Source organism: Porcincola intestinalis (assembly GCF_009696445.1).
Taxonomy (GTDB): Bacteria; Bacillota; Clostridia; order Lachnospirales; family Lachnospiraceae; genus Porcincola; species Porcincola intestinalis.
In genome coordinates, this window is record NZ_VULZ01000001.1 from 36,133 (window position 1) to 56,754 (window position 20,622).

21 protein-coding genes and 1 tRNA gene are annotated in these 20,622 nt (G+C 54.9%); 1 reads left to right on the forward strand and 21 read right to left on the reverse strand.

Going from position 1 to position 20,622, the window contains the following annotated elements:
- Window positions 1-33: 33 nt before the first annotated feature.
- The 9 genes from rpsM to FYJ35_RS00240 all read right to left on the reverse strand — a co-directional run bounded on the left by rpsM (window position 34) and on the right by FYJ35_RS00240 (window position 4,305).
- Window positions 34-405, reverse strand: a complete 372-nt coding sequence (rpsM, locus tag FYJ35_RS00200; protein WP_154521409.1) for a 30S ribosomal protein S13 — start codon at window positions 403-405, stop codon at window positions 34-36.
- A 316-nt stretch (window positions 406-721) separates the two neighbouring features.
- A complete protein-coding gene (gene rpmJ, locus FYJ35_RS00205) occupies window positions 722-835 on the reverse strand; it encodes a 50S ribosomal protein L36 (protein ID WP_154521412.1) in 114 nt (37 codons plus the stop codon).
- A 185-nt stretch (window positions 836-1,020) separates the two neighbouring features.
- Window positions 1,021-1,104 (reverse strand) — tRNA-Leu (locus FYJ35_RS00210).
- A 241-nt stretch (window positions 1,105-1,345) separates the two neighbouring features.
- Window positions 1,346-1,702 carry a 50S ribosomal protein L20 gene (rplT, locus tag FYJ35_RS00215; protein WP_154521415.1) on the reverse strand — a complete coding sequence of 119 codons (357 nt, stop codon included), beginning with the start codon at window positions 1,700-1,702 and terminating at the stop codon, window positions 1,346-1,348.
- Window positions 1,703-1,764: 62 nt separating this feature from the next.
- On the reverse strand, window positions 1,765-1,962 hold the full coding sequence (gene rpmI, locus FYJ35_RS00220) for a 50S ribosomal protein L35 (RefSeq protein WP_154521418.1): 198 nt from the start codon (window positions 1,960-1,962) through the stop codon (window positions 1,765-1,767).
- A 20-nt stretch (window positions 1,963-1,982) separates the two neighbouring features.
- On the reverse strand, window positions 1,983-2,492 hold the full coding sequence (infC, locus tag FYJ35_RS00225) for a translation initiation factor IF-3 (RefSeq protein WP_320808086.1): 510 nt from the start codon (window positions 2,490-2,492) through the stop codon (window positions 1,983-1,985).
- Between the two features lie 229 nt (window positions 2,493-2,721).
- A complete protein-coding gene (locus FYJ35_RS00230) occupies window positions 2,722-3,003 on the reverse strand; it encodes a hypothetical protein (RefSeq protein ID WP_154521424.1) in 282 nt (93 codons plus the stop codon).
- Window positions 2,990-3,748: a YdcF family protein gene (locus tag FYJ35_RS00235; protein WP_154521427.1), complete on the reverse strand. Its 759-nt coding sequence runs from the start codon at window positions 3,746-3,748 to the stop codon at window positions 2,990-2,992. Before FYJ35_RS00235 ends, FYJ35_RS00230 begins: the two co-directional genes overlap by 14 nt.
- Window positions 3,749-3,753: 5 nt before the next feature.
- Complete coding sequence (locus FYJ35_RS00240) at window positions 3,754-4,305, reverse strand: SEC-C metal-binding domain-containing protein (protein WP_154521430.1); 552 nt, start codon at window positions 4,303-4,305, stop codon at window positions 3,754-3,756.
- A gap of 249 nt (window positions 4,306-4,554) precedes the next feature.
- Between FYJ35_RS00240 and FYJ35_RS00245 the strand changes: the two genes are divergently transcribed.
- Window positions 4,555-4,833 (forward strand): hypothetical protein, encoded by a 279-nt coding sequence (locus FYJ35_RS00245; RefSeq protein ID WP_205839637.1) that lies wholly within the window; start codon window positions 4,555-4,557, stop codon window positions 4,831-4,833.
- A gap of 94 nt (window positions 4,834-4,927) precedes the next feature.
- Here the strand turns inward: FYJ35_RS00245 and FYJ35_RS00250 are convergent, their stop codons facing one another.
- From FYJ35_RS00250 to whiA, 12 genes are all read right to left on the reverse strand, one after another.
- The gene (locus tag FYJ35_RS00250) at window positions 4,928-5,944 is read right to left on the reverse strand and encodes a hypothetical protein (RefSeq protein WP_154521433.1); all 1,017 of its coding nucleotides are present in this window, start codon (window positions 5,942-5,944) and stop codon (window positions 4,928-4,930) included.
- 15 nt (window positions 5,945-5,959) lie between these two features.
- Window positions 5,960-7,102, reverse strand: coding sequence for a DUF6077 domain-containing protein (locus tag FYJ35_RS00255; protein ID WP_154521436.1), 1,143 nt, complete (start codon window positions 7,100-7,102; stop codon window positions 5,960-5,962).
- A gap of 185 nt (window positions 7,103-7,287) precedes the next feature.
- Window positions 7,288-8,580, reverse strand: coding sequence for an adenylosuccinate synthase (locus tag FYJ35_RS00260; protein ID WP_154521439.1), 1,293 nt, complete (start codon window positions 8,578-8,580; stop codon window positions 7,288-7,290).
- Window positions 8,581-8,671: 91 nt separating this feature from the next.
- The gene (purB, locus tag FYJ35_RS00265; protein ID WP_154521442.1) at window positions 8,672-10,108 is read right to left on the reverse strand and encodes an adenylosuccinate lyase; all 1,437 of its coding nucleotides are present in this window, start codon (window positions 10,106-10,108) and stop codon (window positions 8,672-8,674) included.
- Window positions 10,109-10,126: 18 nt separating this feature from the next.
- Window positions 10,127-11,566, reverse strand: coding sequence for an amidophosphoribosyltransferase (purF, locus tag FYJ35_RS00270; protein WP_277067190.1), 1,440 nt, complete (start codon window positions 11,564-11,566; stop codon window positions 10,127-10,129).
- Window positions 11,567-11,669: 103 nt separating this feature from the next.
- On the reverse strand, window positions 11,670-12,488 hold the full coding sequence (locus FYJ35_RS14505) for a hypothetical protein (protein ID WP_235906278.1): 819 nt from the start codon (window positions 12,486-12,488) through the stop codon (window positions 11,670-11,672).
- Window positions 12,489-12,590: 102 nt separating this feature from the next.
- Window positions 12,591-13,754, reverse strand: a complete 1,164-nt coding sequence (locus FYJ35_RS00275) for a DUF5716 family protein (protein WP_154521448.1) — start codon at window positions 13,752-13,754, stop codon at window positions 12,591-12,593.
- Window positions 13,755-13,784: 30 nt separating this feature from the next.
- Window positions 13,785-17,318 carry a DUF5717 family protein gene (locus FYJ35_RS00280; RefSeq protein WP_154521451.1) on the reverse strand — a complete coding sequence of 1,178 codons (3,534 nt, stop codon included), beginning with the start codon at window positions 17,316-17,318 and terminating at the stop codon, window positions 13,785-13,787.
- Between the two features lie 26 nt (window positions 17,319-17,344).
- Complete coding sequence (gene nrdR / locus FYJ35_RS00285; protein WP_154521454.1) at window positions 17,345-17,794, reverse strand: transcriptional regulator NrdR; 450 nt, start codon at window positions 17,792-17,794, stop codon at window positions 17,345-17,347.
- Complete coding sequence (locus FYJ35_RS00290; protein ID WP_154521457.1) at window positions 17,791-18,447, reverse strand: cytidylate kinase-like family protein; 657 nt, start codon at window positions 18,445-18,447, stop codon at window positions 17,791-17,793. The genes nrdR and FYJ35_RS00290 overlap by 4 nt, the downstream gene beginning before the upstream one ends.
- A gap of 10 nt (window positions 18,448-18,457) precedes the next feature.
- On the reverse strand, window positions 18,458-19,678 hold the full coding sequence (locus FYJ35_RS00295; RefSeq protein WP_154521460.1) for a hypothetical protein: 1,221 nt from the start codon (window positions 19,676-19,678) through the stop codon (window positions 18,458-18,460).
- An 8-nt stretch (window positions 19,679-19,686) separates the two neighbouring features.
- Complete coding sequence (whiA, locus tag FYJ35_RS00300) at window positions 19,687-20,619, reverse strand: DNA-binding protein WhiA (RefSeq protein ID WP_154521463.1); 933 nt, start codon at window positions 20,617-20,619, stop codon at window positions 19,687-19,689.
- Window positions 20,620-20,622: the final 3 nt, after the last annotated feature.

Sequence of the window (20,622 nt, forward strand, 5' to 3'; positions counted from 1 at the left end):
CCTGCTTTCTGATTGATCATCCGAGTCTGTTGATTACTTCTTCTTGTTGGCAACAGTGCGGCGCGGTCCCTTGCGGGTTCTCGCATTCGTCTTGGTCTTCTGGCCGCGAACCGGAAGGCCCTTTCTGTGACGGACACCTCTGTAGCATCCGATCTCGGTCAGTCTCTTGATGTTCATCGCAGTGTCACGGCGAAGGTCGCCCTCCACCATCACTTCCATCTCATCCATCGCGCTGCGGATGTTCTCAACCTCTTCATCGGTGAGATCTCTGACACGGGTATCAGGATTGACACTCGCCTTGGCGAGAATCTTGTTGGAAGTTGTGCGGCCGATTCCGTAGATATAAGTCAGGCCGATCTCAACTCGCTTATCTCTCGGTAAGTCTACACCAGCTATACGAGCCATGTAATAAATCCTCCTAAAATGAATTGTCTTTAACTGGGACCGATGCTCTGCGTCGGTCCAGCTGCTGCAATCGCAGACAGCCTTTCCGGTTCATTAAGCCGGGATTTTCATCCCTGCAAATGTGCGCGCCCTGCCTTGCGGTATTGAAATGGCGCGGGTGATATCCGCACGAATCCTGAGCCGGTATTAAGGGCAATATTCCAACGAAATAATCCTGTCCTCATGTCCGGATGCGCTTCAGCTCTCCGGCAGGTTTTTATCTCATCGTATATTGTCAACGCACAGTTCTGTGCGTACATACCGCTTTTGGTTCTGCTCAGCCCTGTCTCTGCTTGTGCTTCGGGTTCTCGCAGATAATCATGATTCTTCCCTTTCTCTTGATAACCTTGCACTTCTCGCACATCGGTTTCACAGAAGAACGAACCTTCATAATCCAGCCTCCTTTCTCGATGTCTGTATGTTTTAATACGATTCGGTGAAAGGGCATAAAAACCCCATGCCAGAATCAGCAGAAATTATAAACCAACTCAATTGTTTTTGCAAGATATTTTTATCCTGACAGAAACCGATTGGGAACAAGAAAACCGTCCTGAAGATCAGGACGGTTTCCCAAGCTGCGGAAGATGAGACTTGAACTCACACGGTACGAATACCACAAGATCCTTAGTCTTGCTCGTCTGCCAATTCCGACACTTCCGCGAACGAATGTTATATTACCAAAGCACCGGGTGCTTGTCAACATCTTTTTTTACATTTTCTAAACGACATCTTCTAAACGATTTCCAACGGGGTTCCAACGTTTTCAACGGCTTCCAACGGTTTCCAAACGTTTATCAAACGGCATCCTTCCAGGCGTAAAAACGCCGGGCAGCAGCTGCTGCCCGGTGCCCCGTACGGCTTTTGGACAGGATGATTCATCACCTGTCCCTCTGCCGGCCTCTTACGCAACCTTTTCCTTTGCGATGCTGACAAGCTCAGCGAAGCCCTTTGCATCATTGACAGCCATATCTGCCAGGACCTTGCGGTTCAGCTCGATGCCGCTCTGCTTGAGGCCGAACATAAACTTGCTGTAGGAAAGCCCGTTCAGTCTTGCAGCCGCGTTGATGCGGGCAATCCAGAGCTGACGGAACTGTCTCTTCTTCTGCTTGCGGCCGGCATATGCGGTGGAAAGTGCGCGCATGACGGTCTGCTTCGCGACTCTGTACTGCTTGCTGCGTGCTCCTCTGTAGCCCTTTGCGAGCTTCAGGACTCTGTTATGCTTCTTTCTTGCGTTCAGTGCGCCTTTGATTCTTGCCATTCTTTTATCCTCCTGCTTTTACTCCGTTACCATACTCAATCAGTTCTCTTGAAGGAGGACAATTATAAGTACGGAAGAATCTTCTTCATGTTCGAAACATTCGTCTTGTCGGTGATGGCGGACTTACGAAGGTTTCTCTTTCTCTTGGTGGTCTTCTTCGTCAGAATATGGCTCTTGTAAGCCTTGTTTCTCTTCAGCTTTCCGGTTCCTGTTTTCGTGAAACGCTTCGCAGCTGCTCTGCTGGTCTTCATCTTCGGCATAATTTGTTTCCTCCTTTTGGTCAGTTCTTCTTCGCAGACAGAATCATCGTGAGGGTACGGCCTTCCTGCTTGATCGCCTTGTCAACCGTGGCAATGTCTTCACAGTCCTTCGCGAAATCCTCAAGAATATGTCTGCTGGCCTGCATGTGGGCCATCTCCCGTCCTCTGAACCTGAGTGTGACCTTCACCTTGTTCCCCTTGTCAAGGAACTTTCTGGCGGATGTCATCTTCGTGTTCATGTCGTTTACATCGATATTCGGTGAGAGACGAACCTCTTTGATCTCAACGATCTTCTGCTTCTTCCTGGCCTCTTTCTGCTTACGGACCTGCTCATAGCGGTACTTTCCGTAATCAATGATCTTGCACACAGGCGGCGTCGCCCGCGGCGCGATCTTCACGAGATCAAGTCCTGCTTCCCTGGCCTTCTCCTGCGCGTCACGCGCGCTCATCAGGCCCAGCTGCTCACCGTTTTCGCCAACAAGACGAACTTCCCTGTCACGGATCTGTTCGTTAATCTGTAAATCGCTAATGGCTTTTCCCTCCTTATTCGCTGTAAACGACCATATAAACAAGAAAGCGGATAACCAGGTTATCCGCTCGCAGCTCACAGCCACCCCGAATGCCCACTTATGAGCCGGGATGAAAACATATGAACCACGGCGCGAACAAATCGGCCGGGTGAGAGTAATCCTCTGCTTTCCTGTCTCAAAACATATAGATACTAACACTGCCCCGCATACTTGTCAAGGCAGTTCAGAATCAGTTCTCTGAAGTTTCAGGCGCTGCTGCCTGCTCGGGTGCTGCTGGTTTCAGCCCGGAATCTGCCGCTGCCTGCTCGGGCGCTGCTGTTTCCGGCCCGGAATCTGCACCTGACTGTCCGGCACCTGCTTCCGGCTCAGACACTTCATCACCCCGAAAGGCTGCCGCTGCCTTCTCCACCAGATATCTGGCGCGCTTCTTTGCAAGGCGGACTCCATAGGCAGCCACTCCCGCAGCAGCTGCTGCCACAAGAAGGGCCGCTCTTCTCTCAAGTCTTGTCATGACGAAATTCCTCCACGATCAGTGCAGCCGACTCGCGTACAACATAGTGCAGCTCCATCCACGCATCCCCCGGAGCGTCGATCCCGCCGGCGTCAGCATATCCGAGCTTTCGGGCAATCCGGAGCGCCCTTGCTACATGAAAATCGTTGGTGACGATTCCGCATCGGCCGGATGCGCAGCCGGTCATCCTGTCCGAGAACAGAAGGTTCTCTCTGGTTGTCGTCGACCTGTCTTCCAAGATCAGGCGGCTGTCCGGAATTCCCTTCTGCCTGAGATACCGGGCCATGCATAAGGCCTCCGTGATCTCTTCTCCACTTCCTTTTCCGCCCGACAGGATCAGTTTTGCATCAGGGTTCTTTTCCGAAACCTCGACGGCCTTATCCAGGCGTCTTTTCAGCGCCCTCGACGGCTCGACTCCCTTCACCTGCGCACCGAGCACAATGATATAGTCTGCGCCTTCGGGATCCGGCAGATGCATGCCCGAAAGAACCGGCAGACAGAACGCAGCCAGTGCGAGAAGCCCCGCACACAAAAGAGACACGTAGATTCTGTGGAGAACAATCGGGAACAGGCCCGGGTGCGATACCGCGAGTCTGTCTCTGCCAAATACAAGCAGAAAAGCAGCGCCGAGCGCAATCCAGAACCATCCGAAATCCGCATCCGGTCCCGCATACACAGCGATCACGACATAATATCCCAGACACAGAAGCCCTGCTGCCTGCCAGCCGCCTGCCGTCCCGTTCATGTGCCTTACTCGCCTCTTGCCGCGAGCAGCTCTTCCAGCTCCTTCTGCAACTCCGGCGTCCGGCCATGGCAGAACTTGTACTTCTTTCCGCTGCCGCACGGGCACGGGTCATTCCTTCCGATCTTTTTCGGTCTGACAATGGTATTCATCTTCTTGGCTTCGAGATACAGCTCCTTGCGTGTCTTCTCGTCAAAGATGGTCTTCCATTCCTCAAGGCCATAGAGCCAGTCCGCCTTCGCATCGACCATGTTCTTATAAAGAAGCACCTTGTCAAAGCCAAGGTTGACTTCCGTATCCTCTTCCATGGTCTCGATCGGATTCTTCTCCTTCAGCGAATCATTGATGCCGTCGAGGAACCCGGTCATTGTCTGAACTGTGACATCGTACTTCTGTGCCAGCTCCTTCACTGTCCCCTTCACGACATCGTCCGATGCCTTCAGAAGTTGCTCATAGATCGCCTTTTCCTTCAGAAAATAATCGGACCAGAACTGCTGAAGCTTTTTCTTGTCAGCCTGTGTATTGTACGCCACTGCACGCCAGTCATCCAAAAGTGCCATATTGTTTCTCCTCAATCTCATCGATAAATTGTCATCTCCCGCTCTCAGGGCGGCTTTCGATCCCCTGTTTCCGGGGCCAGATGTACTGGGACAGTATATCGTATCAGCCATTCATTTTCAATGATATTCCGGGGCTGCTGTGCTTTCCGGTGTGCTTTCCGGTCTGTATGTGATACACTCTGCTCAGGCAAATGTGAATTGATATTCTAATAAACACGGCTTGAGAGTGAAAGGAGTTTATACATCACAATGAAGAAGTTAAGACGGGTTCTCGCTCTGGTCGGGGCGATTCTCCTGATCGGCATGTACCTCGCGACGATGCTGCTGGCCATATTCGGCAATGCAGACTCGAAGGGCTGGCTGATGGCATCCATCGTCATGACGGTGCTGATCCCGGTCCTTCTCTATGCCATACAGCTGGTCGCAAGGGTGTTTTCCGGCAAAAATCAGAAAGAAGCCTTCCGCAAGGCCGAGGCTGAGCAGAAGGCTTCCAAAAATAAAGATAATAAAACGGGCCATCGGAAATAAACCGCGCTGGCAGCGCGATGACAAATCGATGACAAATCTTCATGCAAGTCTTGAGGGAGACAGCAGCAGTCCGTCGGCAGCCGTCTGCCGGGGCTTACCCTTCCTTTGTGATGCCATAGGAATAGATGCAGTACCCGGCGGTCTCGCTGACAAGCCGGCAGCCTGCAACTTTCAGGAAGGAGGGATCAGCCTGAGCCGGGTTGACAATCAGATACTGCGTCCGGGTCTTCTTCATGGCTGTCTGAAAATCTTCGGTTGTGACACCCTCTGTTTTTCCTCGGCAGACATCAAGGATCAGCTTCCGCCTCCGGTACGCTGCAGATTTGCTCGTATATTGGATCCCCGTTGAGGTATTTCCATCGTAGAACAGCCGCATGTTGCGGTTGAAGGTCAATGTCACCCCGGGGTCATATTGCCGGACCTGAAATTCCAGTTCGGACGGAAAGACACATCTCGGGAACGAGAGGACATACGTCCTTGCGCCCTTTTTTGTATCGAGATCCAGCCCTTCCGCCCGTTCGTTCCAGTAGCTGTACTGCTCAGACGCCTCGAAATCCTCATGGATGACATCGCAGATCACCGGAATGGCACCATGCACCTTGAAGACATTGTCGGGAAGTGTCAGGTGATAGCGGACACCCGGATTCAGCGGCATAAGCAGGATGATACCAGCCGCCGCCAGAGCACAGGCTGCTGTGCGGAGCATCCTTTTCTTTGGCAGAAAAATCAGCTCGGTCAGATAAAAGGCAGCCGCCGGGATCAGCGGAAACGCCCAGAACATCCGATAGTATACCGTTGTCATGCCAAGCTTTGGCACCAGCTTTCTGACCAGAAATGGATTGTAAACCGTCAGTCCAAGCATGATGAGAAGTGTCCAGTTCATCCAGGTGACCGAACCGATCCCGTAAACCGCTCCGGATGAATCCGGCACTTTTGCCGCAGCATAGATTCCGTCCGCTCTCATCGCCCTTCTGCTGCGGATGATGGTCAGTGCGCTGACAATCATTCCGGCAAGGCAGAAAACGGCAATCTCCCAGCTCTTGCCCACATATTTTCTGAAGCATTCCATGACAAAAGACAGACCTGCCCCTGAGACTGTGATCCCTTCCATCCAATCATCCTCCCCTCATCTGTATGCTGCCAGAATGAAAACCCGGCGTGAATTCAGGATATATAGCACGGCCCACACCAGAAATGGAAGCTCCGCCAGAAACAGACGCAGCAGCATGTTCCATTTTTTCGAATACACAGAAAATGGAAACAGTGCCGCAGCGACCATCAGAGCCGGCACTGAGACACTCGCTGAAAAACAGACACCTGCCAGAAGAAGGAAAAACAGATTCTCGAATACATACCTCTGCTCTCCCGCATCCTCCGGAATCCCCCTGTAGACAGCCACACAGACTGCCGCTGCCAAAGGCACGACCACATTGACAATCAGGTGCTTTCCCTCAAAAGTCCGTGTGAACAGAAAAGCTCCGGGCATGTAGATGGTTGCGGAGAACAGGTTCAGCAGAAGCAGCAGGATCGTAAAGACATCTGTTTTCCGGGTCTGCAGCACATATACCTGATCGCCCGTCCGGCCAGTCTCTTCAAGCGTCAGATTGCTGTCCGCTTTTTGTACAAACAGGATCCGCCCCAGCTTGTAATATGCTAGGCAGCTCACAAGCGCATTGATCACACTCATCACGCTGCGCGCCGCAACAATCGCCGGGATATGGAACAGATCTGCGACGGCCGCATTGTGAATCGGGTACAGGGCATAGGCATATCTGGGGTTGATCGCCTTCAGGAGCCGTCCATTTGTCGGATCAAAGCGTCCGATGGTGTTGGTGTAGAGGGCTGTCGAGGCCATTCCGACATAGAAGTCGGAATCCGCCGAATCGTCTGTATAGATCAATGCGAAGAAACAGACCGCCAGCGTCAACACGATTACGACCGCCAGCAGCCATCCATGCGCCCTGAGCCGGCTCTTCAGGCTGCTCACTCTGAAAAGCCAGTTCCGCCAGCAGTAGACCACCCCTCCCAGCATAAGAGCTGTTCCGACGGTCATCATGATCACCGACAGACGGCTGAGCGGGGCCAGCGTCACTTCACAGGCCAGACAGATCACCTCAAACAGTGAGAAATAAACCACGTACCCGAGAAGCAGCGCTCCGGACAGAGAGAAGTCCTTCTTCCCCCTCATCTTCTGAATCATAGAGCCCGTGCAGAGAAACAGAAAACAGAGCACGATGGCTGCGATGGCTGCAAGCAAAGCAATTCTCATTCAAATCCTCCTGTCAATCGAGGAGGGCGGATTCACTCTGTCCTCCTCGATACGGCGGCACCGCCATCATCTCGTGCTCCGCACCCGATGATGTGCGATCGCCTTCACCAAAAAAGCCCCACAGCGAAGCTGGACTGTGGAGCTTTTTCTCAGGTGCTGCCTGGCTCAGGTCCGGCAGCCGTATCTCACTTTTTCAGCGGGCTGTCGCGGTAGATGATGTCATCGCGCCCCGGGCCGTTGGAAACCATCGTGATCGGGTATCCGATCTGGCTTTCGATGAATTCCACATAGTTTCTGCACTTTTCCGGCAGATCCTCATACTTCCTGATGCCGCGGATGTCGCACTTCCAGCCCGGCATCTTCTTCCACACCGGCTTTGCCTTCCTCAGCGTCGGTGTTGTCGGGAAATCTGTCGTCTGTTTTCCATCGATCTCATAGGCAACACAGACCGGAATCTCATCCAGGTATCCCAGATCATCCAGGACAGTGAACGCGACATCGGTTGCGCCCTGAAGTCTGCAGCCATACCGGGAAGCCACACAGTCGTACCAGCCGACTCTTCTCGGTCTGCCGGTTGTCGCGCCGAACTCGCCGCCGTCTCCGCCTCTTCTGCGGAGCTCGTCTGCCTCGTCCCCGAAGATCTCGGAGACAAACTCACCTGCGCCGACTGCGCTTGAATATGCCTTCGAAACAGTAATGATCCTGGAGATCTCGTACGGCGCGATCCCTGCACCGATTGCCCCGTAGCCGGCCAGCGTCGGGGAAGAGGTCACCATCGGATAGATGCCCTGATCCGGGTCCTTCATCGTCCCGAGCTGTCCCTCGAGAAGAATGGTTTTTCCGTCACGGATCGCGTTCTCAAGGAAGGTCGCTGTGTCCGCCACATACGGTCTTACCATATCTCTGTACGAATGAAGCTCGCGAAGCAATCCCTCATGTGTGAGCGGTTCCTTGTGGTACAGGTTCACGAGAAGCGCGTTCTTGATCGGAAGGATATGGTCGATCCGGTCATTCAGGATGTCGTCATCGAACAGCTCGCAGACCTGGAACCCGATCTTTGCATACTTATCAGAGAAAAATGGAGCAATCCCGGACTTGGTGGATCCGAAGGACTTTCCGCCCAGACGTTCCTCCTCGCACTGATCAAACAGGATATGGTAGCTCATCACGACCTGTGCCCTGTCAGAAATCAACAGCTTCGGTGTCGGCACGCCCTTCGACGTGATGTCCTCAATCTCCTTCACCACGAGCGGAATATTGAGCGCAACACCATTTCCAAGCACATTGGTGATCTCCGGATGGCAAACCCCGCTCGGAAGTGTATGAAGAGCAAACTTTCCATACTTGTTCACAATCGTGTGACCGGCGTTCGCGCCGCCCTGATAGCGGACAACGATATCCGCCTTGTTCGCGAGGACATCGACAATCTTGCCCTTCCCCTCGTCGCCCCAGTTTGCGCCGACAACTGCCTGTACCATAATCTTTCCTCCTGTGATGGTTCCCCGGTTCATGATGCGGGGAAACGCTGTGTTTGTATGTCCGCAGCAAAGCTGCACAGCCGTCTGAGACTTATACCTCGATATCCGCCTGCTCGACCACGCTGCCTGCATATTTCTGAAGTCTCGGCTGTACAATGTCTCTGAGATAGACCTCGACCTGACGCGGCGCACGGCCGACATACTTCTTCGGGTCCATGGACTTCTCCAGCTTCTCCGCATCGAGATGGAACATCGGATCTGCCGCAATCAGCTCAAGCAGGTTGTTCGACTTTCCTTCCTCCTTGACCCTGCGCCCGGCCTGCATGGACAGTTCCCGGATCCGCTCGTGCGCTTCCTGACGGTCACCGCCGGCTTTGACAGCGTCCATCATAATGTTCTCCGTCGCCATGAACGGCAGCTCCTCCCGCAGATGCTTCTTGATGACCTTCGGGTATACCTTCAGCCCGTCCGTAATGTTCAGGCACAGATCCAGGATCCCGTCAATTGCGAGGAACCCTTCCGCAATGGATATCCGCTTGTTCGCGGAGTCATCGAGCGTGCGCTCAAACCACTGGACCGAGCTTGTAATTGCCGGATTCAGCGCATCGCAGATGACATAGCGTGAGAGAGAGCAGATGCGCTCGGAACGCATCGGGTTTCTCTTGTACGCCATGGCGCTTGAGCCGATCTGGCTCTTCTCAAAGGGCTCCTCGATCTCCTTGGCATGCTGAAGCAGCCGGATGTCCGTCGCCATCTTGTGCGCGCTCTGGGCAATTCCTGCCAGCACGTTCAGCACCCTGGAGTCGACCTTTCTCGAATAGGTCTGGCCGGACACCGGATAGCATCCTGAAAATCCCATCTTCTCTGCGATCTTCGGGTCGATCTGGTCAATCTTATCATCATCTCCGCCAAACAGCTCCCGGAAGGATGCCTGCGTCCCCGTCGTCCCCTTGCAGCCGAGAAGCTTCAGGGTGGAGAACACATACTCCAGATCATCCAGATCCATCATGAATTCGTTAATCCAGAGGGTTGCCCGCTTGCCCACTGTCGTCGGCTGCGCCGGCTGGTAATGCGTATAGGCAAGGGTCGGAAGATCCTTGTACGCATCTGCGAATTTTGCCAGCAGATCGATAACCCCCACCAGCTTGCTGCGGACCAGCTCAAGGGCCTCCTTCATAATGATGATATCGGTATTGTCTCCGACATAGCAGGATGTCGCGCCAAGGTGGATGATGCCCTTCGCCTTCGGGCACTGAAGGCCATAGGCATATACATGGCTCATGACATCGTGCCGAACGACACGCTCCCGCTCCTCGGCATCCTTGTAATTGATATCATCCTGGTGTGCCTTGAGCTCCGCAATCTGCTCGTCGGTAATATTCAGCCCAAGCTCTTTCTCTGTCTCCGCAAGCGCAATCCAGAGCTTTCTCCAGGTACGGAACTTTTTTTCCTGGGAAAAAAGGTACTGCATCTCCCTGCTTGCATAGCGCTTGGAAAGCGGGCTTACGTAGCTGTCATATTCACTCATATCGGCCTCCTGACTCCATTACTTGTCGTAGCTTCCGCGAATATCCTCTGTCGGCGGCTGAACCGGATATCTGCCGGTAAAGCACCCATTGCAGATCGGCAGTCCTCCTGTCAGCTCTGCCAGCCGGTCGATTGACAGATAAGCGAGGCTGTCCGCTCCGATGATGGAACGAATCTCCTCCACATCCCGTCCGAAGGCGATCAGCTGCTCCCTGTCCGGGATGTCGGTCCCGAAATAGCAGGGATAGAGGAACGGCGGGCTGGACACACGCATGTGAACCTCTGTCGCTCCGGCGTCCCTCAGCATCCGGACAATCCGGTCTGAAGTGGTCCCCCGGACGATGGAATCGTCCACCATGACGATCCGTTTGCCCTCAACCGCAGGCCTGAGCGGATTCAGCTTGACCTGAACCGCCGACTCCCTGGCATGCTGTCTAGGCTTGATGAAGGTTCGACCAATGTAGCTGTTCTTGTAGAACCCCTGTCCATACGGGATTCCGGAGGCCATGCTGAATCCCAATGCGGCGATGTTGCCGGACTCCGGTACACCGATGACCAGATCCGCGTCCACCGGACTGTCCATCGCGAGGTACTTGCCGGCAAGGATTCTTGAATTATAGACGCTGACGTGGTCAATCTCGGAGTCAGGTCTTCCGAAATAAATATACTCAAACACGCACCTTGCGGTCTTGCTGGACCGGATGCAGTGGCTTCGGTCTGAATGGATGCCAAACCTCGGTGAAATTGTCACAATCTCGCCAGGCTCCACATCGCGCACGTACTCCGCACCGATCGCGTCGAGCGCACAGGTTTCGGATGCCAGGATGTACGCCTTCCCCCTCTTTCCGATGCAGAGCGGTCTGAACCCGAACGGATCCCGGGCACCGATCAGCTTTCTGGGAGACATGATCACCAGGGAATATGCTCCCTTCAGCTTGTCCATCGCCCTCGACACCGCCTCCTCGACGCTGGTCGTGTCTACCCTGGCTCTCGCGACATGGTAGGCGATGATTTCAGAGTCAATCGTTGTCTGGAAGATGGCGCCTGTCCGCGCAAGCTCCCGCTTCAGCTCCGGCGCATTGACCAGGTTTCCGTTGTGGGCAAGCGCCAGCGTCCCCTTGATGTAGTTGAGCACCAGCGGCTGCGCATTCTCGATGGTGCTCTGCCCGGCTGTCGAATACCGGACATGCCCGACACCGATATTGCCTTTGAGTCCCTCGAGGCTTTCTGCGTTGAAATTCTCGTTCACGAGGCCCATGCCCCGCCTGCTCCGGACCGCTCCCTTCGGGCCGTCCGTGTCACTGACCGCAATCCCGCAGCTCTCCTGTCCCCTGTGCTGCAGGGCAAGAAGACCATAGTAGATGGTCAGCGCCACCTGTTCCTCGCCGGAGAAATCATAGATACCGAAGACACCGCATTCCTCGCGGGGGCTGTCTGAAAGCTCCTGTGTACTGAAAATTCCAGTCTCCTTCTTATTCGTCCGTTCTTCCAAAGACCCCTCTCCTCTCAAGAAGCAAGCCGATCTGTCAGCCCGCCGGAACAGTCCCGGCACGCGCGGTTCATTATAGAACAAAGGAATGGGACACGCAAGCCTGTGCCCTTCTGTATGCGGCAAACAAGGCTTCCGCCGCCCCGGCCGGGTCTTCGTCCTCCCGTGTTCTGGCGCGTACCCGCTCCATGGCATCCAGCGCCAGCTTTGCGTTCATTTTCTGCACTTCTCCTGCCCAGACCGCATCAACCTCCAGCTTCCGGAGCTGCTCCTGATAGGCCTCCTGTGTCATGAAAAACGGAAGCACACTGATGTACTTTCTCATCAGTTCTCTGGAATGCCCGAGCCGCTCTCCGCTCAGAAAGCATTCCGCTGCTTCCCGGAACCGGAATACCTGCGCATAAGCACTTCCGAGGTTGTTCCAGACGGCTTCCAGAAAACCTGTGCGGAGCTTTCCCGCCGTTCCTCCGTCCAGTATCCGCCTGTAGATTGTGCAGGCGGCTGCATTTTTCCCGCAGGAAAGAAGGTAGTCAGCCTTCATCTTCGCATTCTCCTCCTCCGGACGGACCTGTGCCTCCATGAGCTTCTTCCGGACACGCTTGAGCTCATCCTGCTGCAGATAGCCGGTCTGGGCAAAGATGGGCATGACAAAGTAGGTCACATCATGGTCCGGCCGCTGAAGGGCTTCCCTGAGCCTGTGTCCGAGCTGCCTGAGATCAAGCTCCTCGCTGACCCAGTCCGCCAGACGCTCATTGACGATCGACTCATCAATCAGACATAGATTGCGGTGCAGAAAAAAACAAAGCTCCTCAATCGTCCAGATTCTGATCTGCACGCTCTCAATCAGATAGGGGTACTTTGCTGTCCTGACTGTACATAGATCGAAAGCCATCGCGATTCCTCCCGTAGTTTGCCTGGCAGGCTTTATTTCCACAGAACTGACTGTCCGGTATCTGCGCGTTCCCTGCTCTGCGCTGACTTCAGCAGCTGCCTGTCATGTGATCCGGATGCTTCTGTGCCAGATTCTGCCCGATGCCGGGTACAGGCTGCCAAACCCCAGGTCTGTCACCTCTGCCTCCAGTGTCTTTGGCGCCGAAAACCACACGCTCACGCGCAGCCTGCTCGCCCGGTCCGGACGGTCCGGAAAATGATCCAGCCTCAGGATATGCCGGATTGTCCCGCTGCCGTCTTCGTCTTCTGACAGGATTGACACATTCTTTTCAGATTCCGGCACCACCTCCAGCGTGCCGTATGCTTCATACCAGTTCACACCCGCGCGGATCAGAGGGACCGTCTCCAGCCTGCCCTTCACCCGAACCCTCATGCCGATGTTCACCTTCACCATATCCACTCCCTGGAAAATGATATCCGGCATGCGGATCTCTCCGCAGCGCGCCATCACACCATAGCAGGCCCCCTTCGAGAACAGATTCTGTCCCTGGAAGGCATGGCGGTGAAAGGTCAGATACTGGAAGGAGCGCTTTGCCCAGCGGGCATCAAAATATCCGCCATAGAGGTAGCTGGCAGTCACATTTCTCCGCTCAAACAGCTTTCCCAGAAGCTCGTAAAGAAGCCTGTCCCGCTCGGCGTCCCAGTCCTCGTCCGACCTGCCCGCCCGTGCCTTTTCAGAGACATCACAGGATGCTTCCTGTCTGAAGGAAGCTGTGTGGGGGGACGTGGTTTTATCGATATGGAGAATGTAGCCGTTCATCCGGTCATCCTGCACAGACAGAAACGCCACATCCCCGTTCCAGAGCTCCTTCTTCTTATTCACCACATAGTAATAAAAGCTTGTCCGAAAATCCTGAAGAAAGATCCAGCGTTCATCCACCCCGGCCTGCCGGACGACGGTCTTCAGCCGTTTTGACATCTTCTCATCCAGATCCGGAACCGTGACGCAGATGCGGACATTGTGCTTCTCAACGCCCTGCAGCTGCGGCACCATATCCAGAAGCTCCCGGATATAACCAGCTGCCTTTTCAGATGCTTCCTCTCTGCTCAGCGCATTCCAGACCCCTGCCGGGACCTCCATCAGACCATTGTCCATCTCTCCCGGAAGAGACAGTGTCTGCGGCTCCTTCAGCTCATCCCCATACCAGGTAAGCTGTGCTCCGTGCGCAGACAGCTGGAGGCCGATCAGGATTTTATTCCGATTCATCAGTGCTTTCTCCTCCCTCCGGCTTTCCGGTTAAATCAATGTAAACAGTTCCGCTGTCAGCGTCTCTGTCCGGCGGAGATCCATCAGGATCTCCCTGGCCTCTTCCCTGTCTCCGCGTGCCAGTGCGTCTGACAGCGCTGACAGCCGCCCGTACCGGGTCTCCTTCTCATCATCAGGGATCGGGGCAGCCTTCAGTGTATGGACTCCCGAGATAATCCGTGTTCCGTCAGCCCTCTCTTCCTCCGTGAAGCACTCCAGCTCCTGTGCGCCGAACAGAATGAATTCCCGCACGCGTATTCCGCAGAAAAGATCCTGCATGGTTTCAGTCTGGAACGCTTCCCCGGATCCCTTTCTTCTGAAGCTGAGCGTCACAGTGCTCTTTGGGGAAGCCGTATACTCAAAAAATACCATCTCCCTGATTCCGGAAACAGCATGAAGCGGCTCCGGAAATGCAGCAAAGAACGAAAATCTCATGTTCCGGTTTTCATATCGCTCCAGAATCCGCCTCGCGGCCTCATTCTGCGCTTCATTTCTGCTGCCAAGTCCGGAAAGATGCTTTAACAGCGCCAGTGCACAGACATCCGGAAGGTTTCCGCCCCGTTCAAAGTCCGCAAGCAGGTCCTCGAACAGCACATCATCTGCCGGCAGGTTTCGAACCATGTATCCGTACGACATCAGGATCACATACCCCTGACAGAGTCTTCTGTTACCCAGTGAAGCCCGATAGGAAGCGTAGATCGGCTCGCTCTCCTCCATCCCCTCCCGCTCAAAGATAATCATAGAGAGGATGTGCTCCTCCAGCTTCATCGTATCGAGCCCGTACTCCTTCCCGGCTTTCCACAGCTTTTTCATCTCCGGGATGGATCCGTCCGGGTACATCAGAAGGTAAGTCAGGATATTCTTGTCGTATTTCCCTGAAAAGAAGCAGCTGCTGCAGTATCCGAGCAGCTTCTCATCCTCCTGGTATTCTGATTCCAGCACCATCTGGGAGCAGATCCGGACCAGAAGGCTGAGCGGGGTATGGTCGTGCCCATACTTCAGAACAAGCCGGTATGCCTCCTCAAAAAGCCCCTCGCCTGTCAGAAGTCCCTGAAGCTTCTCCAGCCCGGCCTCCGCATAGTCATAGAGGTCCGCTTCCTTCAGGAAATCATCCAGAGACGGATCATCAGGATTCCCCGTGTAATAGTCGAGCAGCCAGCTCCGGATTGTTTTCCGAAAATCCGCCGACAGTCTGCGCATCCCGGACGCCTTCCGGAAATACCGCAGGCTGGCTGCATTGACCGGCTGATCCCTGACCGTATTCAATGTGTAGAAAAGCGCCAGCTCCGGGGCATCCGGCACAATCTCCGCACACATCTCAAGAAGCTCCGGAGACTCGAGGAAGTGGTCCGCCATGTACAGAGACGTCGAAGCGTATCGTCTTCCCTCCCCGTCGCCTAGCAGAATTCTGGTCTGGTCAGAGTAAATCCGAACAAGGGCTGCCGCATTTTTCAGAGGCACCTCCCGCTCCTGCTGCATCCGGCTGTCCACCAGAATGATTTTCTTCATCCCCGGGCTCAGACACTCTACCCTGTAGGTGAACAGCAGCCGGAGCAGATTCGCGGCAAGCCGGTCCGTCAGCATCGGCCGCGTCAGAAACTCCGAATAGAGCGCCGCGAGATCGTTGTCGATGTGACTCTGCGCCAGCTGATCGGTCAGAAATGTTCCGATCGCAGGTTTCATACTGCTGAAGATTCCCGGGATCTTCCCTCTCCCGTCTGCCATATTCCGGAAGATTCTTGCCTTTTTATGCCAGTCCAGCGTATCGTTGTAGACAAAATAGCGCCTGATGACCTCCGGCATCGTCTCGATCCGGTACTCCTCGCAGGCATCCATATAATACTCGTACAGGCCTGTCACAGACACTTCCTTCATGACAGCCACCTGAAAAAGCGGGAAGAACCGGCGGCTCTTCTGTCCGCCCTCGATTGCCATCGCGCAGAGGGCGGTCAGTGCCTCCCTGGCACCGCTTTTCCTGACATAATCTGCGAGCACTTTGTACAGGACAGGGTCGTAGTGCGGGCTGCGCCGCTGGATCGAGGCAAGCTTCAGGAACAGCTGCTCTGTCAGAAGGCCCTGTCTGGCTGCAAAATTCAGGATCAGACGGATCGCCGGCGTGATCTCATGGAAGAGAGACGGCTTCTTTCTCAGTACAAGTGCGCCTTCCAGATACATGACAGGGCTGCTGCATCCAAGCTCAATCTGTCTGGTCACTGCATCCAGTCTCAGTTCCTCCCCGCCAGCCGTATCCTCAAATAGATACAGGCATACCCAGCGGATCTGCCAGCTCGACGGATTCTCCGCCGCAAGTCTCTGAACCTCCTTCCGGACGGCATCCAGATATGCACTGTCTCTGGTGAAAAAGGACGTCAGGAACAGATAAAAAACATAGCGATCCGGTGTGTTCAGCCGCTGAGGAGTCTTCTCCAGCTCTGCGAGCAGCCGTTCTGCCTCACGCCTTCTGCCGTCCGCCTGAAGGATGAAAATCGAAAACAGATCCGCATAGACATCTCTTCCCTGAGCCCGTCTGTAAGCATTCAGAACAGAGTCCGTCCGGCTTGCCCAGTTATGAAGATCCACTCTGCCCGCCCGGTAGTCAAGATACAGATTCAGCGCCTTTTTGCGCATGAGACAGCGGACTCTGTGAAGCCTTCTGGCCTCCCCGTCGTCGGTCCTGTCGGCCCGCACCTCGAGCTCCATCGTCTTGTAGGAGGTCCGGATTGTCACGCGCCCGTAGTTTTTCCCCGCATGCAGAAAATTAGAATCAATGATCAGACCGGCCTCGCAGCTTCCGCCGGCAAACTCCTCCGTTGTGAGTGTTTTTTTCTCAGGGCGCAGAAACTGTGCATCCGATGAAATATGGATCTCGAGATAGCCCCAGGTGCTGGCAGTCAGACGAATGGGTTCTCTCAGCGTTCCCTCCGGGTTGACCAGCTTCCGGCCTGTCCAGTCGCAGCTGATGTCGACGCTTTCCTTCGCTCCCGTCCCGACCAGAAACTCCTCCAGCCTTCTGAGTGGGTTTTTCTCACCCTCCAGGCCGCTGTAAAGGGCTCTTGCCGGAGCGTCTGCCAGCATCATCCGTGCTCTGTATGCCGGTGAAGAAAAGAGAGAGGCAGCAGCGGCAAAATCCTTCCGCGCGGCATCGACGAGTTCCTGCTCGTTGTAAGGCTCCGGCGCCTCCTGTTCTCTGAGATGAACCGTGACCCGGACTTGATCCTGCCCGAGCCCGGAACTGATGAAGATTGTCCCCTCCGTTGTCTCCCCCGGCTGAAGTCCTTCTGTGTCAACGTCAAACCGGATAACGTTCTCATGCCCGTAAAACTCCGGACTCTCCAGAAGAATCCGGGGATTATCTGTATTGAGAAAGCCTCTGACCTTTCCCTCCTCCGGATGCGTAACAATAAAGGCGCCCTTCGCGCGCCCACCCGCTTCCGTCTCAATCCGGACTGTCCGCCCGGAGAGCTGCATATGTGGAAGATCATACTCAAACTGCCCGTTCAGCAGCTGCTCCAGACGATTCTTCATGCCTGCCCACCTTTTACTTTCATCTTTCAGTTGATGATTTTCTTCAGTTCATCCATGAACGTCCCGACATCCTTGAATTCCCTGTAGACGGATGCAAACCGGACGTACGCGACCGGATCCAGTTCCTTCAGGCCATCCATGATCTTCTCTCCGATCTCGGCACTCTTCACTTCACCGCCCCCCTGGTTGTAAAGCTCCGTCTCGACACGGTCAATCATCTTCTTGATCTCATCCACCGGAATCGGCCGCTTATAGCAGGCCCGCATGACACCTGCCTCGATTTTCGCCCGGTCATACTGCTGCCTTGTGTGATCCTTCTTGATCACGACCAGCGGGATTGTCTCAATCTTCTCATAGGTAGTGAACCGCTTGCCGCAGCTGTCACACTGCCGTCTGCGCCGGATGGAATTGCTCTCCTCCACCGGCCTGGAATCGGTCACTCTGGTCTCTTCGCTCCCGCAGTATGGGCACTTCATATCGTCATTCCTCCTGCCTTATGCAAACTGTCCGCCTGATTCTCTTCGGGAAGGCTGAACAGATAACGCGCCGCCTGTGCCAGTATCTGAGCGCTCTCCTCCGCCCCGAACAGACTCGAATCCATCAGAAGATGGCGGCCATAGGTTACATCTGAAGCATGGCTGCAGAACTGGCGTCTGTAATCTTCCCTGGCTTTGTCTTCCCTGTGAATCAAAGCTCTTGCCGCTTCCTCGTCCGTGTGCAGCATCCTGACACAGTTCTGAAGGCGAACCTTGTCCGGCGCAAAAATATAGACATTCATACACCGCGGATATTCCCTGAAGACCTCATCGCCGCCTCTTCCCAGAATAACGCAGGAGCTTTTCTCCACAAAAGACTTCAGAACTTCCGATTGTGCCTGAAACATCACCCTTGCCCGGAGATCCTTCTCGCCGTCCACCTCTTTCCGAAACAGCAGAAACTGTGTCTTTTTCCGGCCCTCCTCCAGCTGCGTGGCAGCCAGAAGGCGTGTTTCGGCTCCCGTACTGAGAACCTGTGCCTCGACTGCGCTGCGGTCATACACCGGCACCCCGAGCAGCTCCCCGAGGCGCCCTGCAATCTCGTGCCCGAGGCAGCCAAACTTTCTCGATATTGTGATCACGTAATGTTCCATCTGACACCTCTCAGTCCTTCCCGTCTTTTACACAGAAAAACAGGCAAACACCAAGGCAGGCAGCCAGCACAAGAAGCCACAGCGGAAACCAGCGTGTCTGTCCTGCTCCGACCAGTGCCTGCGTCAGCGGTGTGACAACAATGACAGCTCCGAGTGCGAAGGCCGGAAGCAGCGACAGGAGGGCTGTCTCTGCCTCCCGGTCGAGACGTACGTCATCCAGAAGCAGGAGCTTTGGAAACACCGGTCCGATCATTATTCCTTCAAAGAGCTGGAAAAACAACATTCCCATATCGGTGAGTCCCCCGGTGTGGATCAGGTACTGCTCCAGAAGAAGCAGGACGCCGACTGTTCCCATCCAGATCAGTCGTGACGCCCTTCCTGACGGCCGGAGAACCCCTGAAATCACTCTGCCGGCAGCCATGCCGAGACTCACCATCAGAACGCCGTATCCGGTCATTTCCTGTGCCGCTCCCGTCTCGATCACCCTGTAGCTCTGCGGCCAGAGCACCATGCACAGAGTCAGAACCCCGGACAGAAAAGCGGCCATGCAACTGACAGCTGACCGAGTGATGTATTCCTTTTCAGCCTGCCTGAGACCGCTCTCATCCACATGAACGCGCCGCCGTTCTCGTTCACGGAATATATCGATATCTCTCGATCTCTCATCCAGTTTTCTCCGCATGTCCTGCCCTTTTATCAGCGACCTTCGGATAAAAAACGCCAGAAAGGCCATCAGGATCTGGACAAGCCCCAGCAGCTCGCAGCCTGTCCTCCAGCTCCCGGAAAGCGACATGGCTGCGGACAAAATCCAGTTTCCGGCAAATGCCCCCAGGCCTGTTCCGGAAAACTGGAGCATAACCGTCCTTTGATCGAGTCGGATGACCACGATGCAAAGGAGCGTCAGGCTCATCCCAAATCCCAGTCCGAGAACAAATGACCAGAGACAAAGGTGCCAGAACATTCTTGACAGTGCGAGTCCGATCACCCCCAATGTCTCAAGGCTCACGCCCGCCAGACACAGATCGAAGGTTTTCTCACGCTTCTGTCTGGTTCTGGCAGCCAGGATACAGGCCAGCACGCCGCCTGCCGCAATCATCGCTCTCAGAAGGATGATGCTGGACACCGGAACCGTCATTCCGCCGCTGATCTGCGTCCATATACTGCTGTAGATTCCGGCAGGAAATCCCGCAGCCACAAATGCCAGATACAAGGTTACATTGTACAGAGCCATACCAACATTCACCTTTCCTCAGATCGAAGTCTTTCCGCGAGACTGCTCAGCCGCATCAGCCGGTGATTGAAGCCGGATTTCCCGACAGGAGGGATGCTTGCCTCAGAAAGCTCCCTGAGTGTGGCATCCGGATATTTCAGTCTCAGCTCAGCTGCTGCCCTCAGGCTCTCCGGGAGCTTCCCGAGCTCCCCTCTGTCCTTCAGGTACTGGATATCTCGGATCTGCCTGACAGACGCGTCCACTGTCCGCATCAGATTCGCTGTCTCGCAGTTTACCCGCCTGTTTACCGTCCCGGCAATGTCCCTCACAATCCGTGCGTTCTCAAGCTTCATCAGGCTGTTCGTCGCGCCGATCGCACCAAGAAAGTCCGAGATCTGACCACCCTCCTTCAGATAGACCACCTGATGATTCTGCCGGCCGATGACACGGGGATCAAAGCCCAGCGACTGCATGAGCCAGACGATCAGATCCGCCTCTTCCAGATCCGGACAGACGAGCTCCAGATGGTAGCTCTTCTCCGGATTGCTCACGGATCCGGTCAGAAGAAAGATTCCCCTCAGGTAGGCCTTCCGGCAGCACAGCTTCTGAAGCAGCAGCCTGTCCACCACAAAATCCCGGAAGCTTCCGTCCGGATACGCGCCTTCCATCCGGACAGCCTCCATCAGCTGGAGACTGTCCGGATGGTTCTTCACCCTGATGCAGTATACCGGAAGCTTTCCCTCAACCGTTTCCGTCTCTCTCTCACTACTTCCAGGCATCGTCCGCTCCAGGCAGCTCTCGCAGGCATCCGCCGCATACCGGTTTTCTGTCCGGATCCGGACAAGGCCGCCGGTGCATTCCCCGCAGCTGTGCAGGACAGCCCCAAGAAATGCAATCCTGCAATGTCTGGCAGTATCTGTGCAGCCTGCCAGTTCCTCCCTGACTTCCCCGGAGAATGACATTGT